The organism is Alteromonas sp. CI.11.F.A3 (genome assembly GCF_032925565.1).
Classification (GTDB): Bacteria; Pseudomonadota; Gammaproteobacteria; order Enterobacterales; family Alteromonadaceae; genus Alteromonas.
Genome location: NZ_CP136708.1, coordinates 2052520 through 2070636 on the forward strand (window position 1 = coordinate 2052520; position 18117 = coordinate 2070636).

Annotated in this window: 19 protein-coding genes; 4 read left to right on the forward strand and 15 right to left on the reverse strand. The window is 43.9% G+C overall.

Annotated features, from left to right (window positions below):
* Nucleotides 1-2: 2 nt before the first annotated feature.
* From uxaC to kduD, 8 genes are all read right to left on the reverse strand, one after another.
* The gene (uxaC, locus tag R1T43_RS08790; RefSeq protein WP_317355085.1) at nt 3-1418 is read right to left on the reverse strand and encodes a glucuronate isomerase; all 1416 of its coding nucleotides are present in this window, start codon (nt 1416-1418) and stop codon (nt 3-5) included.
* A 12-nt stretch (nt 1419-1430) separates the two neighbouring features.
* Nucleotides 1431-2915, reverse strand: a complete 1485-nt coding sequence (locus R1T43_RS08795; protein ID WP_317355088.1) for an altronate dehydratase family protein — start codon at nt 2913-2915, stop codon at nt 1431-1433.
* Between the two features lie 151 nt (nt 2916-3066).
* Nucleotides 3067-4083 carry a LacI family DNA-binding transcriptional regulator gene (locus R1T43_RS08800; RefSeq protein WP_317355090.1) on the reverse strand — a complete coding sequence of 339 codons (1017 nt, stop codon included), beginning with the start codon at nt 4081-4083 and terminating at the stop codon, nt 3067-3069.
* Between the two features lie 106 nt (nt 4084-4189).
* Complete coding sequence (locus R1T43_RS08805) at nt 4190-5485, reverse strand: TRAP transporter large permease subunit (protein ID WP_317355092.1); 1296 nt, start codon at nt 5483-5485, stop codon at nt 4190-4192.
* Nucleotides 5476-5967: a TRAP transporter small permease gene (locus R1T43_RS08810; protein ID WP_410549003.1), complete on the reverse strand. Its 492-nt coding sequence runs from the start codon at nt 5965-5967 to the stop codon at nt 5476-5478. Before R1T43_RS08810 ends, R1T43_RS08805 begins: the two co-directional genes overlap by 10 nt.
* Nucleotides 5968-5971: 4 nt before the next feature.
* Nucleotides 5972-6934, reverse strand: coding sequence for a TRAP transporter substrate-binding protein (locus tag R1T43_RS08815; protein ID WP_317355098.1), 963 nt, complete (start codon nt 6932-6934; stop codon nt 5972-5974).
* A gap of 41 nt (nt 6935-6975) precedes the next feature.
* Complete coding sequence (gene kduI, locus R1T43_RS08820; RefSeq protein ID WP_317355756.1) at nt 6976-7821, reverse strand: 5-dehydro-4-deoxy-D-glucuronate isomerase; 846 nt, start codon at nt 7819-7821, stop codon at nt 6976-6978.
* A gap of 15 nt (nt 7822-7836) precedes the next feature.
* Entirely contained in the window at nt 7837-8595 is a 759-nt protein-coding gene (kduD, locus tag R1T43_RS08825) for a 2-dehydro-3-deoxy-D-gluconate 5-dehydrogenase KduD (protein WP_317355100.1), read from the reverse strand.
* A gap of 153 nt (nt 8596-8748) precedes the next feature.
* Between kduD and R1T43_RS08830 the strand changes: the two genes are divergently transcribed.
* The gene (locus tag R1T43_RS08830; protein WP_317355103.1) at nt 8749-9942 is read left to right on the forward strand and encodes a DUF4861 family protein; all 1194 of its coding nucleotides are present in this window, start codon (nt 8749-8751) and stop codon (nt 9940-9942) included.
* Between the two features lie 119 nt (nt 9943-10061).
* Here the strand turns inward: R1T43_RS08830 and R1T43_RS08835 are convergent, their stop codons facing one another.
* From R1T43_RS08835 to R1T43_RS08865, 7 genes are all read right to left on the reverse strand, one after another.
* Entirely contained in the window at nt 10062-10649 is a 588-nt protein-coding gene (locus tag R1T43_RS08835) for a DUF1989 domain-containing protein (RefSeq protein WP_062089052.1), read from the reverse strand.
* 38 nt (nt 10650-10687) lie between these two features.
* The gene (gene gntA / locus R1T43_RS08840; protein WP_211071350.1) at nt 10688-11353 is read right to left on the reverse strand and encodes a guanitoxin biosynthesis heme-dependent pre-guanitoxin N-hydroxylase GntA; all 666 of its coding nucleotides are present in this window, start codon (nt 11351-11353) and stop codon (nt 10688-10690) included.
* 31 nt (nt 11354-11384) lie between these two features.
* Nucleotides 11385-12287: a glycosyltransferase family 2 protein gene (locus R1T43_RS08845; protein ID WP_317355110.1), complete on the reverse strand. Its 903-nt coding sequence runs from the start codon at nt 12285-12287 to the stop codon at nt 11385-11387.
* A 288-nt stretch (nt 12288-12575) separates the two neighbouring features.
* Entirely contained in the window at nt 12576-12968 is a 393-nt protein-coding gene (locus tag R1T43_RS08850; protein WP_317355113.1) for a hypothetical protein, read from the reverse strand.
* Entirely contained in the window at nt 12965-13987 is a 1023-nt protein-coding gene (locus R1T43_RS08855; protein ID WP_317355117.1) for a YHYH protein, read from the reverse strand. Before R1T43_RS08855 ends, R1T43_RS08850 begins: the two co-directional genes overlap by 4 nt.
* A 135-nt stretch (nt 13988-14122) precedes the next feature.
* Nucleotides 14123-14812, reverse strand: a complete 690-nt coding sequence (locus R1T43_RS08860) for a response regulator (protein ID WP_317355120.1) — start codon at nt 14810-14812, stop codon at nt 14123-14125.
* A complete protein-coding gene (locus R1T43_RS08865) occupies nt 14812-16221 on the reverse strand; it encodes an ATP-binding protein (RefSeq protein ID WP_317355122.1) in 1410 nt (469 codons plus the stop codon). Before R1T43_RS08865 ends, R1T43_RS08860 begins: the two co-directional genes overlap by 1 nt.
* A 141-nt stretch (nt 16222-16362) precedes the next feature.
* Here R1T43_RS08865 and R1T43_RS08870 point away from each other — a divergent pair, with 141 nt between their 5' ends.
* From R1T43_RS08870 to R1T43_RS08880, 3 genes are all read left to right on the forward strand, one after another.
* Nucleotides 16363-16599, forward strand: coding sequence for a hypothetical protein (locus tag R1T43_RS08870; protein ID WP_057791175.1), 237 nt, complete (start codon nt 16363-16365; stop codon nt 16597-16599).
* Between the two features lie 214 nt (nt 16600-16813).
* Nucleotides 16814-17404 (forward strand): hypothetical protein, encoded by a 591-nt coding sequence (locus tag R1T43_RS08875; protein WP_211071344.1) that lies wholly within the window; start codon nt 16814-16816, stop codon nt 17402-17404.
* An 85-nt stretch (nt 17405-17489) separates the two neighbouring features.
* Nucleotides 17490-18071 (forward strand): hypothetical protein, encoded by a 582-nt coding sequence (locus tag R1T43_RS08880; RefSeq protein ID WP_211071343.1) that lies wholly within the window; start codon nt 17490-17492, stop codon nt 18069-18071.
* Nucleotides 18072-18117 lie beyond the last annotated feature (46 nt).

Here is an 18117-nt window from a genome sequence, read left to right on the forward strand (position 1 = left end):
GCTTATCCCAACTTATACGCTTGTTTCGCAAAATCGTATGTGACCTTTTTAGCAATACTAGCGGCTTCGGTTTCGCTGATGCGATGCTGAACAACTAGTTCTGCTAAGAATCGACAATCTATCCGCCGGGCAACGTCATGGCGAGCAGGAATAGACAAGAAAGCGCGAGTATCATCGTTGAAACCGACGGTGTTAAAGAAACCTGCTGTTTCGGTTACTTGGTGGCGAAAACGTAACATACCTTCTGGGCTGTCGTGAAACCACCAAGCAGGCCCTAGTTTTAAACACGGATAATGGCCAGCCAACGGCGCTAATTCACGACTATAGGTGGTTTCGTCTAAGGTAAATAAAATAATATTTAAACTAGGCTCATTTCCATACTTTGAAAGCAAAGGGCGAAGCGCACGAACGAAATCCGTCTGCATAGGTATATCGTGACCTTTATCACGGCCAAACTGGTTAAACAGTGTAGTATTGTGATTTCTAAACGAGCCCGGATGAATTTGCATAACCATGCCATCTTCAACGCTCATGCCTGCTAATTCCGTTAGCATTTGAGCCCTAAATAGCTCCTGTTCTTCGGCATTACTTTGCCCGGTGCGAACCTTATCAAACAGAGCAATACACTCGTTAGTACTTAAATCAGCGGTATTAGCAGTAGGGTGGCCATGGTCGGTGGCAGTTGCGCCGTGGGCTCTGAATACAGTGCGTCGGGCTCGAATAGCGTTTAAGTAACCTTGCCAAGTCTGAGTGTCTTCGTTGGTCAATGCACCTAATTTTTCTATATTGGCAACAATATCTTCCCGCGAAGCATCAACCACATCGTCAGGTCTAAATGTGGTGATAACGCGTTTATCCCACCCAGTACCTTTTAATGCACCGTGGTGAGGAAGCTCATCAAGCGCCCCTTCAGTGGTAGCGATGAGTTCTATATTGAATCTGTCCATCAAAGCCCGTGGTTTGAAACTGGCGTCCTGAAGTTTGGTGGTAATATGCTCGTAGTATTCGATGGCATTATTGCTGCACAACATGTCGGTAAGACCAAACACGTCATGAAAGACGGTATCTAGCCACATTCTTGATGGAGTAGCGGCAAACAAATAATAATTGTCTGCAAGGATTTGCCAAATTTTGCGCGGGTCAGACTCAGTCGCCCCGCCATCCCACCGAGGAACGCCTAATGATTCTAGTGAGATACCTTGGCTATACAGCATCCTGAAAACATAATGATCGGGGGTGATGAATAGCTCAGTGGCGTTAGTAAAATTTTTATTTTGTGCAAACCACCGCGGATCGGTGTGCCCATGAGGACTGATAATCGGTAAATCTCGTATTTCTTGATAAAGCGTACGGGCTACTTTTTTAGTGGCCGAGTCAGATGGGAATAGTCTGTCTTCATGTAATAAAATTGATTCCATAACAATCTCTTCTTAAAGCGTGACGCCACGTTTCCAAATAGCAATTTCATGGCTGCCATTTTTCTCGTTGCAGGTTAATTGACCCGATGCTACTGCAAGGCATTGTTGGAGCAGCGCGTTGGCACACTTATCGATAGACATGCCTTCCAACACTTGACCGGCGTTAAAATCTATCCAATGTGGCTTCTTATTAGCGATATCTGAATTTGACGATATCTTTATTGTGGGTACAGGGAAGCCGAGGGGAGTACCTCGACCTGTGGTGAATAAAACAATATGTGCGCCAGACGCGGCCAATGCAGTTGCACTAACTGCATCGTTACCTGGCGCCTGAAGCAAATTTAAACCGTTAACCGTTCTCGGTTGACCGTAGTTGAGTACAGACTGCACCGTCGATTGCCCTCCCTTTTGAACCGCGCCCAATGATTTCTCTTCTAACGTGGTAAGACCCCCAGCTTTATTGCCTGGTGATGGGTTTTCGTAAATGGGTTGATTGTGGGCAATGAAATACTGTTTAAACTGGTTAATTAAGGTTTCTATATCGTCAAAAACAGACTTGTTTTTGGCGCGGTTCATCAGGAGTTGCTCGGCGCCAAACATTTCTGGTGTCTCAGTAAGAATAACCGAGCCACCTAATTGACACGTCAAATCAGTGACTCGACCCACCGTCGGGTTTGCGGTAATACCGCTAAACGCATCGCTACCGCCACACTTCATGCCTAGCACTAACTCGTTGGCACCAATAGGCTCCCGTTTATCCTCATTAAGTGTTTTCAATAAGGAGTAAACAGCATTTACGCCAGCTTCAACTTCGTCTTCAACTTCCTGCGCATTGTAAAAACGCAGCCTCGAGTCGGGCTTATCAATTTCAGGTAACATCGATTTAAGCTGATTGTTCTCACACCCCAGCCCAATAACTAAAACGGCGCCAGCATTTGGATGCGAAGCTAGCGAGGCGAGTATCGTTCTTGTGTCATCTAAATCGTCGCCCAATTGAGAGCACCCAAAAGGGTGGGTGAATGCTCTAAAGCCATCACACTCGCCAAAGTATCGACGCTCACATTCTTGCGCAATGCGTTCTGCAGTTCGATTAACACAACCTACCGTGTTGATGATCCAAACTTCGTTGCGGATCCCTACTTTACCGTTCTCACGGCGATACCCCATAAAAGTGGGGATATGGGCAGGTTTAGCTAATGCTGCGCGTGTCGGTGTGTATTCGTATACTTCACTGCCATTAAGTTTGGTCTTTAAATTGTGGCTATGTACGTGCTCTCCCAATTTAACACTTTGCGTGGCGGCGCCAATTTCAAAGCCATACTTAATAACTGGGGTGTTAACCGAAATATTGCGAAGTGCCACCTTATGACCAGCAGGTATCTGTTCAGTAATAAAAATTTTGTGACTTTCAATAAAGGTACGTGCGGCTATGTCCTGTGTTGCCACTGCAACATTATCACTGGCATGAACTTTCACTAACAAGGTTTGTAAACTCATCGCGTACCCTCAGAATTTGCGTTACTAGCACCAAAAGCTTGGGCTAACGGACGTACTAAACAGATTGGTTGTTTTTAACACTTTGTAATATACGTGCCACCGGTGGCATAGTAAAGGGAAACTAATCATTTTTAGTCGAAGCGGCTAAAAATTAGACTCTTTTTATAGAATCACGAATAATAAGGTGGGGTTTAACTAAGTAGGTCTCTGTTTCACTCACTTCAGTGCCTTCGATTTGAGCGATTATTTTCCGAGCCGCTAGTGCGGCCATATCGCCGACAGGCCTTTGAACTGTAGTTAATGCAGGAATTACACGTGCTGCCAGCAAGTTGTCATCAAAGCCTGCTACCGACAATTCATCAGGAACAGTAATGCCCATTTCATGTGCAACCTTGAGTACACCAGCGGCCATCTCATCATTGTTAGCAAAAATAGCTTTTACTCGAGGCGATTGAATGAGCAAGGTTCTGGCGCACTCAATACCACTTTCGTAACTGTTTTTACCTTCGATAATGCGGTCGATGGGAACTTCAACTTGTAAGTCATTCAACGTTTCCAAAAAGCCTTCAAGTCGCTCCTTAGATGAGTAATAGCGTTGTGGCCCGCTAATAATGCCGATGTCCCTGTGTCCTAAAGACACCATATAGCGGGCTAAGTCACGAAGAGCTGCCCGATCATCAGAGACAACAATGTTGCTGTGGTCATCTAAGTCCACAGAGGCCATTCGAACGTAATTAATCTGCTTTTCTCTGAGTGTTTCAGCTAACTCTTTCGCTTCAGATACCGGTGGCAATATAATGACACCATCTATTCGAGAACGACTGACGAATTGGATACAGTTACTAATAAAGTCGTCGGTATTGTAGTTGCAAGGGTGAACAACCAGCTCATAACCTTTTTCAGAGCAGACACTTAGTACGCCACGCTGAACCTGATCGATATACAGTGCATCGGGGTTATCGTAAATAAGCCCGATAAGAAATGACCTACTGGCAGCAAGCCCTCGGGCTTGCTTATCAGGTGAAAAGCCGGTTTCCTTTATTACTGCATCAATTCGCTCTCGCGTTGTTTTGCCCACATTAGATGCGCCATTAATGACCCGAGATACCGTTCGTTTCGATACGCCAGCAAGGCGGGCTACATCATTAATTGTGGGGCGTTTGTTCATTATCGGTAAGTTTCCGCAGGTTGAGTATTGAATTTACTGAACATTATTGAATGAATAGTACCATAAAATAAAGTCATTCCATTTGACACCAGTTCGTTGTCATATTTTAAAAGCCTAGCGCCCTGGGTAGGGCTTCACTAAACCAGGGAACGTAGGTAACTAACATCAATACAACAAACATGGCAAAGTAGAGAGGGAGCAACGGCTTGATAATATTTTCTAATTTTGTTTTTGCAATCGCACAGGTAATAAAAAGCACCGCACCTACTGGAGGAGAACACAACCCAATAGACAAGTTTAAAACCAGCATTATACCGAACTGTAGTTCAGACATACCCAATTGAATGGCAACAGGTAAAAATATGGGCGTAAAGATAAGTACGGCCGGCGTCATATCCAAAAAGGCACCCACGACAATAAGCAACAAATTGATTAATAGTAAAATTAGAATGGGGTTGTCGCTAATTGCCAGCAATGCATTGCTTAAGGTTTGCGGAATATTTTCATACGACAGTAACCAACTCATTGCGGTAGATGCTGCAATTAATAGCATAACAATCGCTGTGGTTTCTGCGGATTTCAACAATATACTAGGAAGTGCTTTAACTTCAACTTCGCGATAAAACACCACTGCAAGTAACAGAGCATAAACCACGGCAATCGCGCCTGCCTCGGTGGCAGTAAAGATACCGCCCACAATTCCGCCGATGACTAATACAATGAGAAATAATGAGGGCAGGGCAGCCCCTACTTTCTGTAACACTATTGATAAGGGGAGTCGGGCAGACAGTGGATAGCCTTTGGCTTTGGCATAGCAAAAACACACAATCATTAATGCTAGCCCCACCATAATTCCTGGTACATAACCTGCCATAAATAAAGCGGCAATTGACACACCGCCACTGGCGATGGCGTAAACAATGAGGATATTGCTAGGAGGGATTAGCATCCCTGTAGTTGACGCGGCGGCGGTTACTGCAGCGCTGAAATTTGGTTCGTAGCCTGCCTTTTTCATTTCAGGTAGCATAAAGCTGCCAATAGCGGATGTGGCAGCAACCGCAGAGCCTGATATAGCGCCAAATAGCATACAAGACACTACATTGACCAGTGCCAAGCCTCCTGGTAAGGCACCAATAAGCGCCATAGCACATTCGATTAATCGCTTTGCAATGCCACCTCGACCCATAATCAGGCCTGAAAGTACGAAGAAAGGGATAGCCAAAAGGGCGAAACTATTTAATCCTCCAGCCATTCGCTGTGCAATAGTAATGGTTGCAGGGGCTAAATCCATACTCATTAACATCGCGATTAGAGTGGCTAATCCTATACTGATAGAGATGGGGACATTGAGAAGTAAGAGTAAAAAGAACCCGACAAGAAGTACTAAGCCTGTTAATTCCATTCGTTAAGCTCCTTTTCAGGTGAATGCCAAAGCGTAAAAATGTTCACTATGCTGTAAATAACGATAAGTCCGCCTGAAAGGGGAAGTACTAAATAAATTAATCCCATCTTTATGCCTAACGCCGCAGAAATTTGATCGAGTTCTAGTGTTAACATCACTAATTCAGTTCCACCGTAACCCATAACCATCGCACAGAAGATGATGACGCATACTTCGACTAAGGTTAATAGAACGCGCTTTACCACAGGGGATTGACGCTCTACGAGTAAATTAAAACCAAGATGAGCATGTTGGCGATACGCGTAAGCTGCGCCTAGTATGCCTATCCATATGAGAAAAAATCGTGAGAGTTCTTCTGTCACAGACGCGGGATCTTGTAAAATGTATCGCGATATTACCTGCCAAATTACGGTGAATAATATACTTGTCATGGCAATAATTAAGGTTCCAGCCAGTAACTTGTCTAGCGTTTTAATAATCATCAACTTACATCGCTTTTATTTGCGTAATGAGCTCACCAATATGGGTGCCGGCGAAACTATCGTGAAAGGGTTTGACCGCGTCTACGAATGGCTTTTTATCTGGACGAATAACGGTCACCCCTTCTGCTTCAACTTGTGCCAGTGACTCTGAAGTTGAGGTTGTCCAAAGCTGGCGCTGAAACTGAACTGAATCTTGCATTGCTTTGGTTAGCCATTCTTGTTGTTGTGTGCTTAAGCCTTCCCAAACGGGAAGTGAACAAAGCATAACGTCGGGAACACTGGTATGTTCGTCTAAGCTGTAGTATCCAGCTATTTCGTAATGCCTAGAAAGGTGATAACTCGGCGGGTTGTTTTCTGCACCATCTACTACGCCTTGCTGGAGTGCAGTATAAAGCTCTCCCCAAGAAACAGGCGTTGCAGCGCCGCCCAGAGCTCTTACTGTTGCAACAGCGGTAGGGCTATTGAGTACCCTAATTTTCATTCCTTTTAAATCGCTAGGTGTGCGGATAGGGCGATCGTTGGTATAAAAGCTTCGACTGCCCGCATCGTAATAACCCAACCCTTTCAAACGAAAATCTTCAACGCCACTTAACAGGTCGTTACCCAGTTCACTGTTTAGCACTCGCCAAAAATGTTCATTGTTTTTGAAAATATAGGGAATACTGAAGATTTTCATGTCAGGTGAAAAGCCTTCAAGGGGGCTCGCCGAAACCTTGGTCATCGCCAAAGATCCAATTTGTAATAGCTCTATCATTTCCCTTTCGGTACCTAATTGGCTACCGGGATAAATGATGACTGTCATCTTACCATCTGAATAGTATTCAAGGCGTTCACCCAAAAACTCCATGGCTTTATGCACTGAGTGCTGGGTGTCTAGGGTATGACCTAAACGCAGTACGGTGATTTCGCCGCTATTTTCATGCTGAGAGCACGCAAAGAGCGTAAAAACGCTAATTATTAAGATCATAAACTTGCTAAAACACTGCATAATACTATCCATGCCATTCATTAACGTAAGGCTGAAGGTGGGAACTTGTCCATGTCATCGTAGTCGAGGTTTTCACCCGCCATACCCCATATGAACGCATAGCTTCCTGTACCTACGCCACAGTGAATGGACCAGGGTGGGGAAATAATGGCTTCTTCATTTGCCACGAACAAATGACGTGTTTCATTGGGTTCACCCATAAAGTGGCACACACGATTTTCTTCATTCATATCAAAATAGAAATATACCTCGTTCCTTCTATCGTGCTGATGCGCCGGCATTGTATTCCAAACACTGCCATTGTGAAGGCGTGTTAGCCCCATTTGTAATTGGCATGTGTCTACAACGGTATTAATGAGTAATTGCTTAATATCTCGCTCATTAGAGGTTTCTTGGCTGCCTAAATGCAGCACGTTGGCATCGTCCTTACCTACTTTTTTACAGGGGTAGGCATGGTGAGCAGGCGCTGAATTCATGTAATATTTAGCGGGGTTATGCGCATCGTCAGACGCGAAAGAAATCTGCTCATTTCCCTTACCAATGTACAAGGCTTCTTCGGGAGCAAGGTGGTACTCAGTACCATTAACAGTGACTGTGCCTGCACCACCAATGTTGATGATGCCAACTTCACGGCGTGCAGTGAAGTAAGGCATTTTTAACTGATCTTCAATAGTATCAAGGGTTAGTACATTGGTGGTTGGTACTGCGCTTCCCAACATGAATCGTTCATAATGGGTGTAAATCCAAACCACTTCGCCCTTCGACATGAGAGAGGAGGTTAGAAAAGCATCTCGTAGTTCTTCGGTGTTATAAGCGTTAGCTTCTTTTTTGCCAATGGCATAACGAACATCAATATCTGGATTCATCATCTTGTCCTTAATTTATCTTGCGAGAAAACCGCCATCCACCGCGAGGGTGTGGCCGCTTACGTAATTGCTTGCTGAACTTGCTAGAAAAACAGTTGCCCCAGATAGATCGTCAACTTCACCCCATCTCCCAGCGGGAATTCGAGAAAGAATTTCTGCGCTGCGTTTAGCGTCATCTTGTAGGGCTTGGGTGTTATCGGTTTTGATATAGCCCGGCGCAATAGCATTAACTTGAATGTTCGAAGCTCCCCATTCATTGGCGAGCGCTTTGGTTAAGCCCGCGATAGCGTGCTTGCTCGCCGTATAGGCCGGAACCGTTACACCACCACTAAAGCTCAGCATGGAAGCAATATTAATAATTTTGCCGCCACCATGAGAAATCATATGTTTTCCAATGGCTTGACTTAGTAAAAATGCAGCGTCAAGGTTCACTTTCATCACTTGTTGCCAAGCATCTAAAGGAAACTCTGTAGCAGGAGCTCGAAATATAGTGCCGCCATTATTGACCAATATATCGACTCGTTTGCCATGTTTGATGGCTGATTTCGCTAAATTCCCTACTGCGTCTAGGTCGCTTAAATCAGCACTGATCGCCTGTGCACTACCACCTATAGCTTCTATTTTGTGAAGCGTGTTTTCACATCCACCTTCTTGTGAACTCGAGCATATAACGTGAGCGCCAGCACCGGCTAAGGATAAGGCCAGTGCCTGACCAATTCCCCGGCTTGCTCCGGTAACGAGGGCGGTTTTCCCTTCTAAATTAAAGTTCACCATATTCATTTCCTCTCATTTTCAGAAAACGTGTTTTCACTCTAACTAAATTTACACATTAAGTTAACAATTTATAAAATAATTGCCACCGGTGGCATTTGTCAATATATTGTTTGATAAATAATGCATTGTTAATCAGTGATTGGAGATGAAAATATGAGATTTATTATAGGTTTAGTGCTAATTTTGCCAATAATATTAACGGCGTGTTCTGAAGGCGAAAATAATAATATACCCAGTGTGATGGTTAAAAACCCAACAGAAGGTGGGTTTGTCACTCAAGAGGTTTCAATACCATTGGAACAAAAATATCGTGGTTGGTTATTAAAAGAGGTTGCATCGGAATGGCGAGAGAACCCAAATGGTGAGGCCACTTTGTACGCTTACATCGAGATGAAACCCGGTGCAGAAAAAAAACTCTCTTTAGTTCAAACCAAAGAGTCGGTAACCGACACCGCCCACGCTGAGCTATCAGTACGCTCAGGGGGGCAATGGGAAGGCGCGGCTTATACTGCAGGTGGTTTTTCATTTCAGCCTGTAGAATCTTTTACAGCACCTTCACAGCTTACTGACCACTCTTACTTTTTAAAGTATGAAGGACCCGGTTGGGAAAATGACAAGATAGGCTATCGACTGTACCTAGACTGGCGAAATGCTATCGATGTTTTTGCTAAAACGTCGGATGAAGTGATATTGCCACAAGTAGGCAACGATGGTTATGACGCTTATCATAAACTTGCTGATTGGGGCGGTGATGCGTTGAAAGTAGGGAAGTCACTTGGGCTGGGCGCACTAGGAAGACAAGTCGAAGAAGGGGTTCTGCACTTTCAATATGTTGACGATACCCGATGGGCATTAACTGAGAATACCCATTTAACTGCAGCCTTCAATGTTAGCTACAGTAATTGGCGTACACGGGAAGACTCAAATGACGGGGTTGATGTGGAAACCCGCTATAAGATTAATACCGGAGATGCATCAACACGTATAACGGTTAAAACGTCATCTCCTACATCGAATATAGTTACAGGGTTAGTAGCACATGACGGAATGACGAAAATCGCATTTGAAGAAGGCAAATGGGGCGTTATTGCTACATGGGGGGAGCAGAGTGTGTTAAGTGACAGTGACTTACTTGGCCTAGCTGTGTTTTATCAACTAGATGAGGTTAGTGGTGTAGCTAAAGGTGAGTTCGATCATTTGATTACTTTTAAACCCGTTACCTCGTTCGAGTATGAAATTATGGCGTACTGGCCTGCAAGAGATAGAGCAGAAAACCCAAAGGCTAGCTTCGAAACCTTATTGCTTCAAAAGGTTCGGGCGTTAAACCACGGTATACAAGTAATGTAAATTGCAATTGCTGGCGGTTTAAACAATCGCCAGCAAATTGAACGTTATGCGGTGTTTGCTGTAAAAGGGTATTCTCATACCGAGTAATGCCTATTTTGAGATGGCATTATTAGTTTTGCCTACAACGCAGGCAAAATTTCAAATTGAATAGGTTTATAGCGAAAGTTATTCGATTCGCCCGCAGAGCATGCGGTAAGGCCTACAATCATATCCATTTTTGCTTCAAAAATAGTGTAGTCACCAGCTTTACTTGTAGGCGGTAACACGGCAATTTTTCCTTCGGGGCTCACATCCACGTTCATAAAGGTATTGAATGTTGTGCCAATGTGATGTGCAGGAATATCGAACTCAGCAAAAGCGGCCACTAGGTTGCCATGGCATCCAGGTACGGGAGTTTCACTAGGGTAGAAGTGTTTGAAGGTATCCACACTGCAAGGGGTTAAAAGAAAATCGTGTTCTTCCACCGTATCTTCAATTATATCAAACATCACCTGACTCTCATTGGAATAGAGCTTACAGCCAGCTGCAAAATGGGTACTTTCATTATAATCTAGCGAACGGCCTGACGACATGAACTCATTTTTATCGTGGGCATTAAAAGCATATAAATCGGCAACTTGTTCCCCTTCAGGATCAATAACTTTAAGTCTTTCACCTTTTTTAATGGTGAATGCTGTGCCGCTTCTTGGTTGAATGGTTTGTCGCATTGCTGCCTCGTTATTTTCTTTATTTGAATTTGTGTAAATTAGTTTTGACTTGCGTGGAAAGGACATTGCCAACGCTTGGGTTGCTGCTTTCCGCTGTATTGATAAGCTTCTGACTGCTCACCGTGATTTTGCAATAAGGTATTTTTTGACCCACAGAAGGCTTCGTCTTGCTGACGAATGTGGTCTCTTAAATCTTCAAACTTGCCTTGCTCACGAAGTAATTCGAATTGTTCGTGAAGATTAAACACCAGTGCGGGGCGTTCGAAGCGTCTGCTTTTTCGCTTCGCACCTGGGTGGAGTCCAATGATAAAAAACGCTTTACCACCCAAGCTAAAACTAAAGTTAGGGCTATGCGGATTTTCGTCTACTTGGTTATCCCAGTCATGCATACAGGTGTCGATATCATGAAGTTGCTGAAGCTTGCGCCACAGTAATTTATCAAAAACAACCTCGCTCAAAATTTCCGGTTGTTCAAAAGTTAGTACCAGCGAGGAATACATGTCTTTTTCTAGCTCAAAACGATGAATGAAGTCGTAGATGTCCGTCAAGATGTCGGTGTCATTCATGTCGCATCGAAAATTATCGTACTGTTTTACCGTGATTTTACCTTTGTTCAAAGCAGTTTTAGCCCCCACGCAGGGGTACTCAGCTTGATCAATAAATGCAGCAACCTTGTGTTCTAAATCAGGTTTTAAAATAGACATACTCACTCCTTGATTAGTCTTCCCACGAGTTTTAAGCAGATTGCTTAATCATCGCTGTATCGTGTTCTTGCGATGAATTATCGTTTTCAAAGGCCGGTTTTTCGCGCTTAGGCAATTGCAGAACATGAATGCCAGCGGTTTCAAAATCTTCATTAATGTAACCGGCTTCTGCATATGCATTTAGCACATCGATACAAGGGTTAACGCCCCATTTCGCGTGATAACGCTCGGCGTTTCTGACAAAATCTAGAAGGTGATTAATAGGGCAACGGTAATTAGGTCGCTCTGGAGCAAAGGTCTGCAATTCGATTTGATTTAAAGAAAAACCCAGTGAACGACAATTGGTAAAAAAGTCTTCGTCGTTTAGTCCGAAGCCGTCGTAACCTTCATCGAAACCGCCGGTTTTCTTAAAATCTGTCTTGCTAATAAAAAACACTGTAGAACAAATGCTATCGTCACTAAACTTTCCATGATCATCTTCCTGTTGTCTTGACGGAATTTCGTTATTGTCTTCGTCTGGTAATTCTTGGCTTTTAATGTGGCATAAAGTGTCGTGGGGAAAAGTCCATTGTGACTCTGGAACGAATGTCACTTTGGTAAATACCACTGAGCCTGGACACCACGCGTTCATCCCCTTGGCGATGAAATTTTTATCCACGATGGCATCAACATTTATGTAAGCTAAAAGATTACTCTTGGCTTCTTGTAAGCCTCGGTTGCGTGCTCTAGCAATGGGTAACGCGCCGCTAGCCACAAACTTATGCACGATGTTAAATTTCTCACTCTTCGCTAGTGAAAGCGTTGAAGGAGAACACATCCAAACAATGACAAGTTCATCGGGTAGTGGGTTACACGACTCAAGCTGTTCTATGAGTCTGCAGAGTTTTTCTGTACGACTTTTTACTATCGTGACAACACTGACGGGTGAATGCATGTAAACCTCCTAATTTCCCTTTGGTGAGTGATTGATAACTGAACTTCTGTCATCGCTATCAAACGTCGCACTAACTGTCTTATCTGTAATGCTTACTTGCAGGTTAACTAGCAATAATTAGACCTTAGTCTAATATGTTGAAAAGTTTGGAGATTATTTCTTTTGGCGGAAGGCGGTAGCGCTTAGGCTTGCAAAGAATTCACTCAGTGTGAATCTATTTCATAGTTTTAAAATAGGGCCAATACCCCATTTTAGAAAAGGTTTTCTGTTTACTGGGAGGACTCCTACTCACTGGTGAAGAGTGTTAGTCGCATTAACATCACTGGCTTTAGCAGTAACTGGTTGCGGCGTACTTACCTGATTTATTTTAGCTTCTATCCCTATTTCATCTGGTAAGGTTTGTGAATATTCGATGGGTTCATTTCGAACACATAAGGTCTTTAAATTGAAAACTTGGCAGCTGCCTTTATAACGCTGGGTATCGGCTACAAGGTAATGACATGCTTCGCCCTTCGTTTTTGTTTTGCAGGCTTCAAATGCTTCGTTGTGAATATGACCGCTGTGAGCCAAAACTGTCGTCGAGCATGTCATCGCTAGTACCGTTACCAATGAAAGTAGAGGTAAACGTTCGGGTGACTTTTCAAATAATATCTTGAGTGATTTGGCACATATAGACATCATTCATTTACCTCTATACTGCCTTGAGCACCTTGGTAGCAGCCGATAAACATATTTTCTGCCGCACTTGCTGCATGATAGTGATAACCTCTTGTATCGTCCTCATGGCCTCTACATTCATCAAGATCGTAGTCTTCCTCTCCATTGGCATTCAACATGCCGTAGATACCGTAGCCATCAAGTGCATAGCCCATTAGGTTGGCATGCTCATCAATACTGGTTACTACTTCGCTACACCCTAATGACGCGTGATAATGATAGCCTTCAGCGGGGTTCACGTGGCCACCACAATCGTCGAATGCTGCAATGGTATTTGCCGCCAGTATTTGGGACACAGGAGCAGGGCCTGCTATCACTACGCCATTGAGTGAAACGCCCAAGTCAGCACCAATAGAGTCAGGGTTTGATAAAGGCACTGGGGTAACTGGAATAAGAATAGTTTGTTGCATACCGCCGTCGTAATAACTAATTGAACACTGAACGCAGTGATTTTGATATTCTGCTGCTACATTTGGGCGGGCTGCAGCTTCACACGCCACTTGTGTATCGGTCACAAAAATATCGCCAGTATCTTCATCGTATAATTCCCAGTCATCGCCATAAAGGGTTTTAACGTCAACAAAGAATTGCCCTTCCAGCTGATATACGTCGCCACTTCCGTCAAACCATATACCGCCTTTGGTGGCATCGTCTGCAATATTAGAAGGGCAAAAGGGGCCAATTTCCGTATTGGCAGGGGCTCCATTGATAATGACTTTGTAGCATTCGGTAGTGGTACCATCCGTAAGCGTACAAGCTGTGGTAGTAATAGTTTCGGCCAGGCCGGCGGCTAGGAAATAGTCTGGGTTGGGGCCAATAACGACATTGTCGGCGTCGCTATCACCATCGCTATCGCCATCTGAATCTGAGCCAGTGGAAGTATCGCTTGCTGTTGTTGAAGTGTTATTGGAATTGTCGCTATCAGAGCAGGCGGATGTGCCTAGCAACGTAAGTACAAGCAGTGCGTAAAATGACGTCTTCATAAAATGCCCCAGAACTGTCTTTTAGGTTTGAATATTTATTGGAATACCAAATCAAAGACTATCGCTAAAAAGTGCAGTTTAAGTGCAGGTTCAAAGAGGCTTTAATGAAGATGTATAGCAGGCTACTGTACTTTTTTACTGTACTTTGTAGCCTATGCCGTATACCGCATGAATAGGACTGATGTGTTCTGCCGTAGCTAACTTGTGACGTAGGTTTTTCATATGGCTGTCGATAGTGCGGTTACTGACCACTCTGCCATCTTCGTAGCCAAGTTCCATAAGTTGGTCTCGCGAGTAAACGACACCGGGTTTCGTCATCATCGTTTTCAACAACCGAAATTCTACCGGCGTAAGCTCAATAATGTTGCCATCCACAGCGCATTCAAAGCGAGACATATCCAACTCGATGTGGCGAAAAGTGAGTTTTTCTGATGAAGACTCCGTTTTGGTTTGTTGGGTACTACGCCGCAATACAGCTTGTATTCGTGCTACCACTTCACGCGCTGAAAAAGGTTTACATACATAGTCATCGGCACCCGCTTCAAGACCAATAAGTCGGTCTATTTCATCGACTCGGGCGGTCAACATGATAATGGGCACCATGGAAAAACGACGTAACGATTTGCAAATGGTGAGTCCGTCCACACCGGGCAACATCCTATCAAGAATAATGGCCGCGGGAGCTTCTTTTTTTACCGTATCAACCACATGGGTGCCTTCGTTCAGTACGGTAGATGTGAACCCTTCTAAGGCTAGAAACTCAACTAAAATTTGCGCAATTTTATCTTCATCTTCAACAATGAGTACATGTTTGTGCGATGTCATTAGTTATTATCCGTAGTGAAATGTTTGGGCAGCTCTGCTGTAATTTTAACGCCGCCGAGTGACGAAACTGACGCGCTAATTTTGCCACCATGGGCCTCTATAATTTGTTTACTAATGGATAGACCAAGGCCGGCACCTTGCGTTCGACGCCTACGTGAGGCATCTTCTCTAAATAAAGGTTCAAATAATGCCGCTGCATTTTCTTTCGCAATGCTGGGCGCTGAGTCTTGTACAATAATAACAATAAATGAAGGTTGTTCTGAAACCAATAACTCTACAGTACCGGGCGCATCGGTGTACTCACATGCGTTAACTAACAAGTTAAGCATAAGTTGCTTCAAGCGCTGGTGATCGGCATTAATAGTGATGTTGGGCGGGCAGGAAAACGTGAAGGTAAGCCCTTTTGTATCAAAAATATGCGCAAGGCTTTCGCTTTGTTGCGCTATTACTTGGCTCACATCCACTGACGAGAAATGATAAGAAAGCCCGCCAATATCTGACAGTGATAATTGATATAAATCTTCAACCAATAAAGACAAGCGCGAGACCTCTTGGTCAAACGAAGCCAGTTGTTTTTGATCAAGTGGTCGAATTCCTGCTTTTATCAGTTCAATTTCGCCAGACAGTATGGTGAGGGGCGTACGAAGTTCATGAGAAATATCAGCTAGCCATTGGCTTTTAGTATTTTTATGCGCTTCAAGGGTATTTCCCAATGTGTTGATGTGGCGCATTAGCTCGCCAAACTCATCAGGACGGTTTTCTGGCAAGTTGGTTTTATATTGATGTGCGGTAAGGCCTTTAACGCTTTGTAATATAGCCTTAAAAGGGCTTAGCATGCGGGGCGCAACGCCTAATGCCAGTACAAGCGAGGCGATAAGTGATACTAGCCCTATAAAAATAATGGCGTGCAGCTGTTGTGCAGAAAAAGCACGAGCCACATCTGAGTCAGGTGTTTGGGGTGGGTAACTGGTAAGCCAACCTATGAGCTCTCCGTTAACTTCAAGTTGTAAACTGACTTCATTTCGTTCGTTTTCGTCAGCATAGGAATCTTGCCCCGATATGATTTCCCCAGAGGCATTAGTCAGTAATGTAGGTGGGCCGGCAGATATATCGTCAATCTGATGCCTAGGGGGAGGGAATCCACCGGGTCGAGGGCGCATGCCGGGGCGGCGATGAGGCATGCCAGTAGGTGCAACACGCTCTATTTCGATATTTTCCCAACTATTATTATTGCTGCGGTACTCTGCAATAAGCACGCGACGTAAACTCATCAGGCGCTCTCGTTCCTGATTTTGAATAAATTCATTAAAGCCTTGCTCGAAGCTCCATCGTGCAAGTGCTAGTGAAAGCGACAAAGACACACAGGTAAAGCCAACAAGAATAACAAGTAATTTATGGGATAGTTTCATTGTGCTGAGTATATCTATGCTTGTACGTTGCTAACAATTGTTTCTGCTTTTATTCCGTTACTTCTACATGTTCTCTGCACTGAATCTGCACATTTAACGCGTATGCTGAATGTGAGTTAGTTAATCTTCTTAGGAAAAGTCATGAAATTGTTAAAGCTTGTATTCGTTGCCACGCTTCTCACAGGAAGTTTAAGCGCATTTGCGCAACAGGGTCGTCCGAATGGTCCGCCACCTGAAGCTATTGAAGCATGTGAAGATAAATCTGAGGGTGATACAGTCTCTTTTGAAACCCGTCGCGGTGACAGCGTGGAAGGTACTTGCGAATTGGTTGAGGAACAACTGGTAGCGGTTCCTGAAAACCATCGTCAACAACGTTAATTTCCCCAGTATATTATTTCTTTACCCATCTAAAAACGTAAGCTGGCAGTGTAAATATGCACCGTCAGTTTTTGCTTTGTTATTACAGAACGCTCTAACAAAAAAATACCGAATATGTCATACTAGTCAATCATTAAGCTAAGCATTAATAGCGCGCCCTTTTGTTAGGTTTTTCACAGCGCATTAGCTTAAAATATCTTATTGGAGGCCTAGTATGCAATACAGTGACGAGCGCCTTAACGAGCTAGTAAACGCCAGAAATTCAGAGGTTCCAGACGTATTTAGCATTCAGTGTGATGGCATTGAACTTTATGTTCACGTTAGCCCTTACGTATGGATCCGCCCTTGGGAAGGACGTGACCACACGGCTTTTTCAGTGGGACTAGCGCCAGGATGCCCAAATGCCTGTAGGTTGTTCGGTAAAATTGATGTGCCTTATTTGCATATTTCGCTAGAGGCCCTCAAGCAGGCCGCGGTTAAGCGTGTATCTGAAGCGGGAATATCGTTTTTAACCAAACGAGGAGCAGGGGTGAAAAGCTTTGCTATTCACCCTAGAGGCGGTTTGACATCAGTAGACGAAAGCCGTGCTTACCACGACGCTTACGTAAATGGATACCGCTATGTAGTGCATGTTTATCAGTTACGAAGTGGCGGGCTTGGAAAGCGCTTTGCTGAATGGTTTTTTTTCGGAGAGCCAGAGCCGTCTGTGATCTTAACAAAATTACGTCGTCAGCAAGATAATCTTGCAGACTCAATGCATTTTGAAATATGTCAATTGTCGACGGAACTTCCTAAGTCAGCGTAAATCTTAATTAGTATAATAAACTATGGTTCACTTGTGAGCGTATTCAAATCTTTATAAAGTGAGTAAAAGTCAAGTGGAGAGAGTTGTGAACTCTGAATCGGTAGTTGAACTTCGCAACTATGAAAAAAGCCAGTTAAAACAAGTTAGTGTTATTTCTGGTATTTCACCCAATGCCATGCGAAGGGTATTTGGTGGATGGATATTATTTGCTGCATTAGTAGGAATAATTGTTTCTGTTGCACCGGATTTAGACAGTCAGTTTATTGGTTTAACCTTGTTTGTTTTAGTGGCCTTCACCGTTGTAATGTTTTGGCAGAGCCGAATATCTGAAGGGTGGCCAGCCATTATTTGCGATGACGATTACATAGGTGTGGTACGAGATCCTGTTCTGCGTGAATATGTGTGCGTCAAAAAAAGTATTATCACCGATGCTCAACCTTCACTGATTAAACCGAATAAGAAAGCGGTTGAAATGAGTTTAGACACCAGCGCACTTAGCGAAACCGACACCGCCATTTTGAAACAAGCGGTGTGGCCTCGAGAAGACAAACTTATTGGTCTTGCACACTTTAAACGTCGTGAAGAAGCATGCGAAAGCGTAATGTGGTGTGTTAATCACAATACGAAAGCGGTTAGGTCAGTTCCAGCACATCGTGTGCCTACCTAGTCGTAAGCCTTTTCAATATTAAGCCGCTTTATAGCGGCTTTTTACT

What these genes read in the sequence shown, in the direction of transcription:
- uxaC (WP_317355085.1), bottom strand. Translation starts at nt 1,418, where the DNA reads ATGGAATCAATTTTATTACATGAAGACAGACTATTCCCATCTGACTCG.
- R1T43_RS08795 (WP_317355088.1), bottom strand. Translation starts at nt 2,915, where the DNA reads ATGAGTTTACAAACCTTGTTAGTGAAAGTTCATGCCAGTGATAATGTT.
- R1T43_RS08800 (WP_317355090.1), bottom strand. Translation starts at nt 4,083, where the DNA reads ATGAACAAACGCCCCACAATTAATGATGTAGCCCGCCTTGCTGGCGTA.
- R1T43_RS08805 (WP_317355092.1), bottom strand. Translation starts at nt 5,485, where the DNA reads ATGGAATTAACAGGCTTAGTACTTCTTGTCGGGTTCTTTTTACTCTTA.
- R1T43_RS08810 (WP_410549003.1), bottom strand. Translation starts at nt 5,967, where the DNA reads ATGATTATTAAAACGCTAGACAAGTTACTGGCTGGAACCTTAATTATT.
- R1T43_RS08815 (WP_317355098.1), bottom strand. Translation starts at nt 6,934, where the DNA reads ATGATCTTAATAATTAGCGTTTTTACGCTCTTTGCGTGCTCTCAGCAT.
- kduI (WP_317355756.1), bottom strand. Translation starts at nt 7,821, where the DNA reads ATGAATCCAGATATTGATGTTCGTTATGCCATTGGCAAAAAAGAAGCT.
- kduD (WP_317355100.1), bottom strand. Translation starts at nt 8,595, where the DNA reads ATGGTGAACTTTAATTTAGAAGGGAAAACCGCCCTCGTTACCGGAGCA.
- R1T43_RS08830 (WP_317355103.1), top strand. Translation starts at nt 8,749, where the DNA reads ATGAGATTTATTATAGGTTTAGTGCTAATTTTGCCAATAATATTAACG.
- R1T43_RS08835 (WP_062089052.1), bottom strand. Translation starts at nt 10,649, where the DNA reads ATGCGACAAACCATTCAACCAAGAAGCGGCACAGCATTCACCATTAAA.
- gntA (WP_211071350.1), bottom strand. Translation starts at nt 11,353, where the DNA reads ATGTCTATTTTAAAACCTGATTTAGAACACAAGGTTGCTGCATTTATT.
- R1T43_RS08845 (WP_317355110.1), bottom strand. Translation starts at nt 12,287, where the DNA reads ATGCATTCACCCGTCAGTGTTGTCACGATAGTAAAAAGTCGTACAGAA.
- R1T43_RS08850 (WP_317355113.1), bottom strand. Translation starts at nt 12,968, where the DNA reads ATGATGTCTATATGTGCCAAATCACTCAAGATATTATTTGAAAAGTCA.
- R1T43_RS08855 (WP_317355117.1), bottom strand. Translation starts at nt 13,987, where the DNA reads ATGAAGACGTCATTTTACGCACTGCTTGTACTTACGTTGCTAGGCACA.
- R1T43_RS08860 (WP_317355120.1), bottom strand. Translation starts at nt 14,812, where the DNA reads ATGACATCGCACAAACATGTACTCATTGTTGAAGATGAAGATAAAATT.
- R1T43_RS08865 (WP_317355122.1), bottom strand. Translation starts at nt 16,221, where the DNA reads ATGAAACTATCCCATAAATTACTTGTTATTCTTGTTGGCTTTACCTGT.
- R1T43_RS08870 (WP_057791175.1), top strand. Translation starts at nt 16,363, where the DNA reads ATGAAATTGTTAAAGCTTGTATTCGTTGCCACGCTTCTCACAGGAAGT.
- R1T43_RS08875 (WP_211071344.1), top strand. Translation starts at nt 16,814, where the DNA reads ATGCAATACAGTGACGAGCGCCTTAACGAGCTAGTAAACGCCAGAAAT.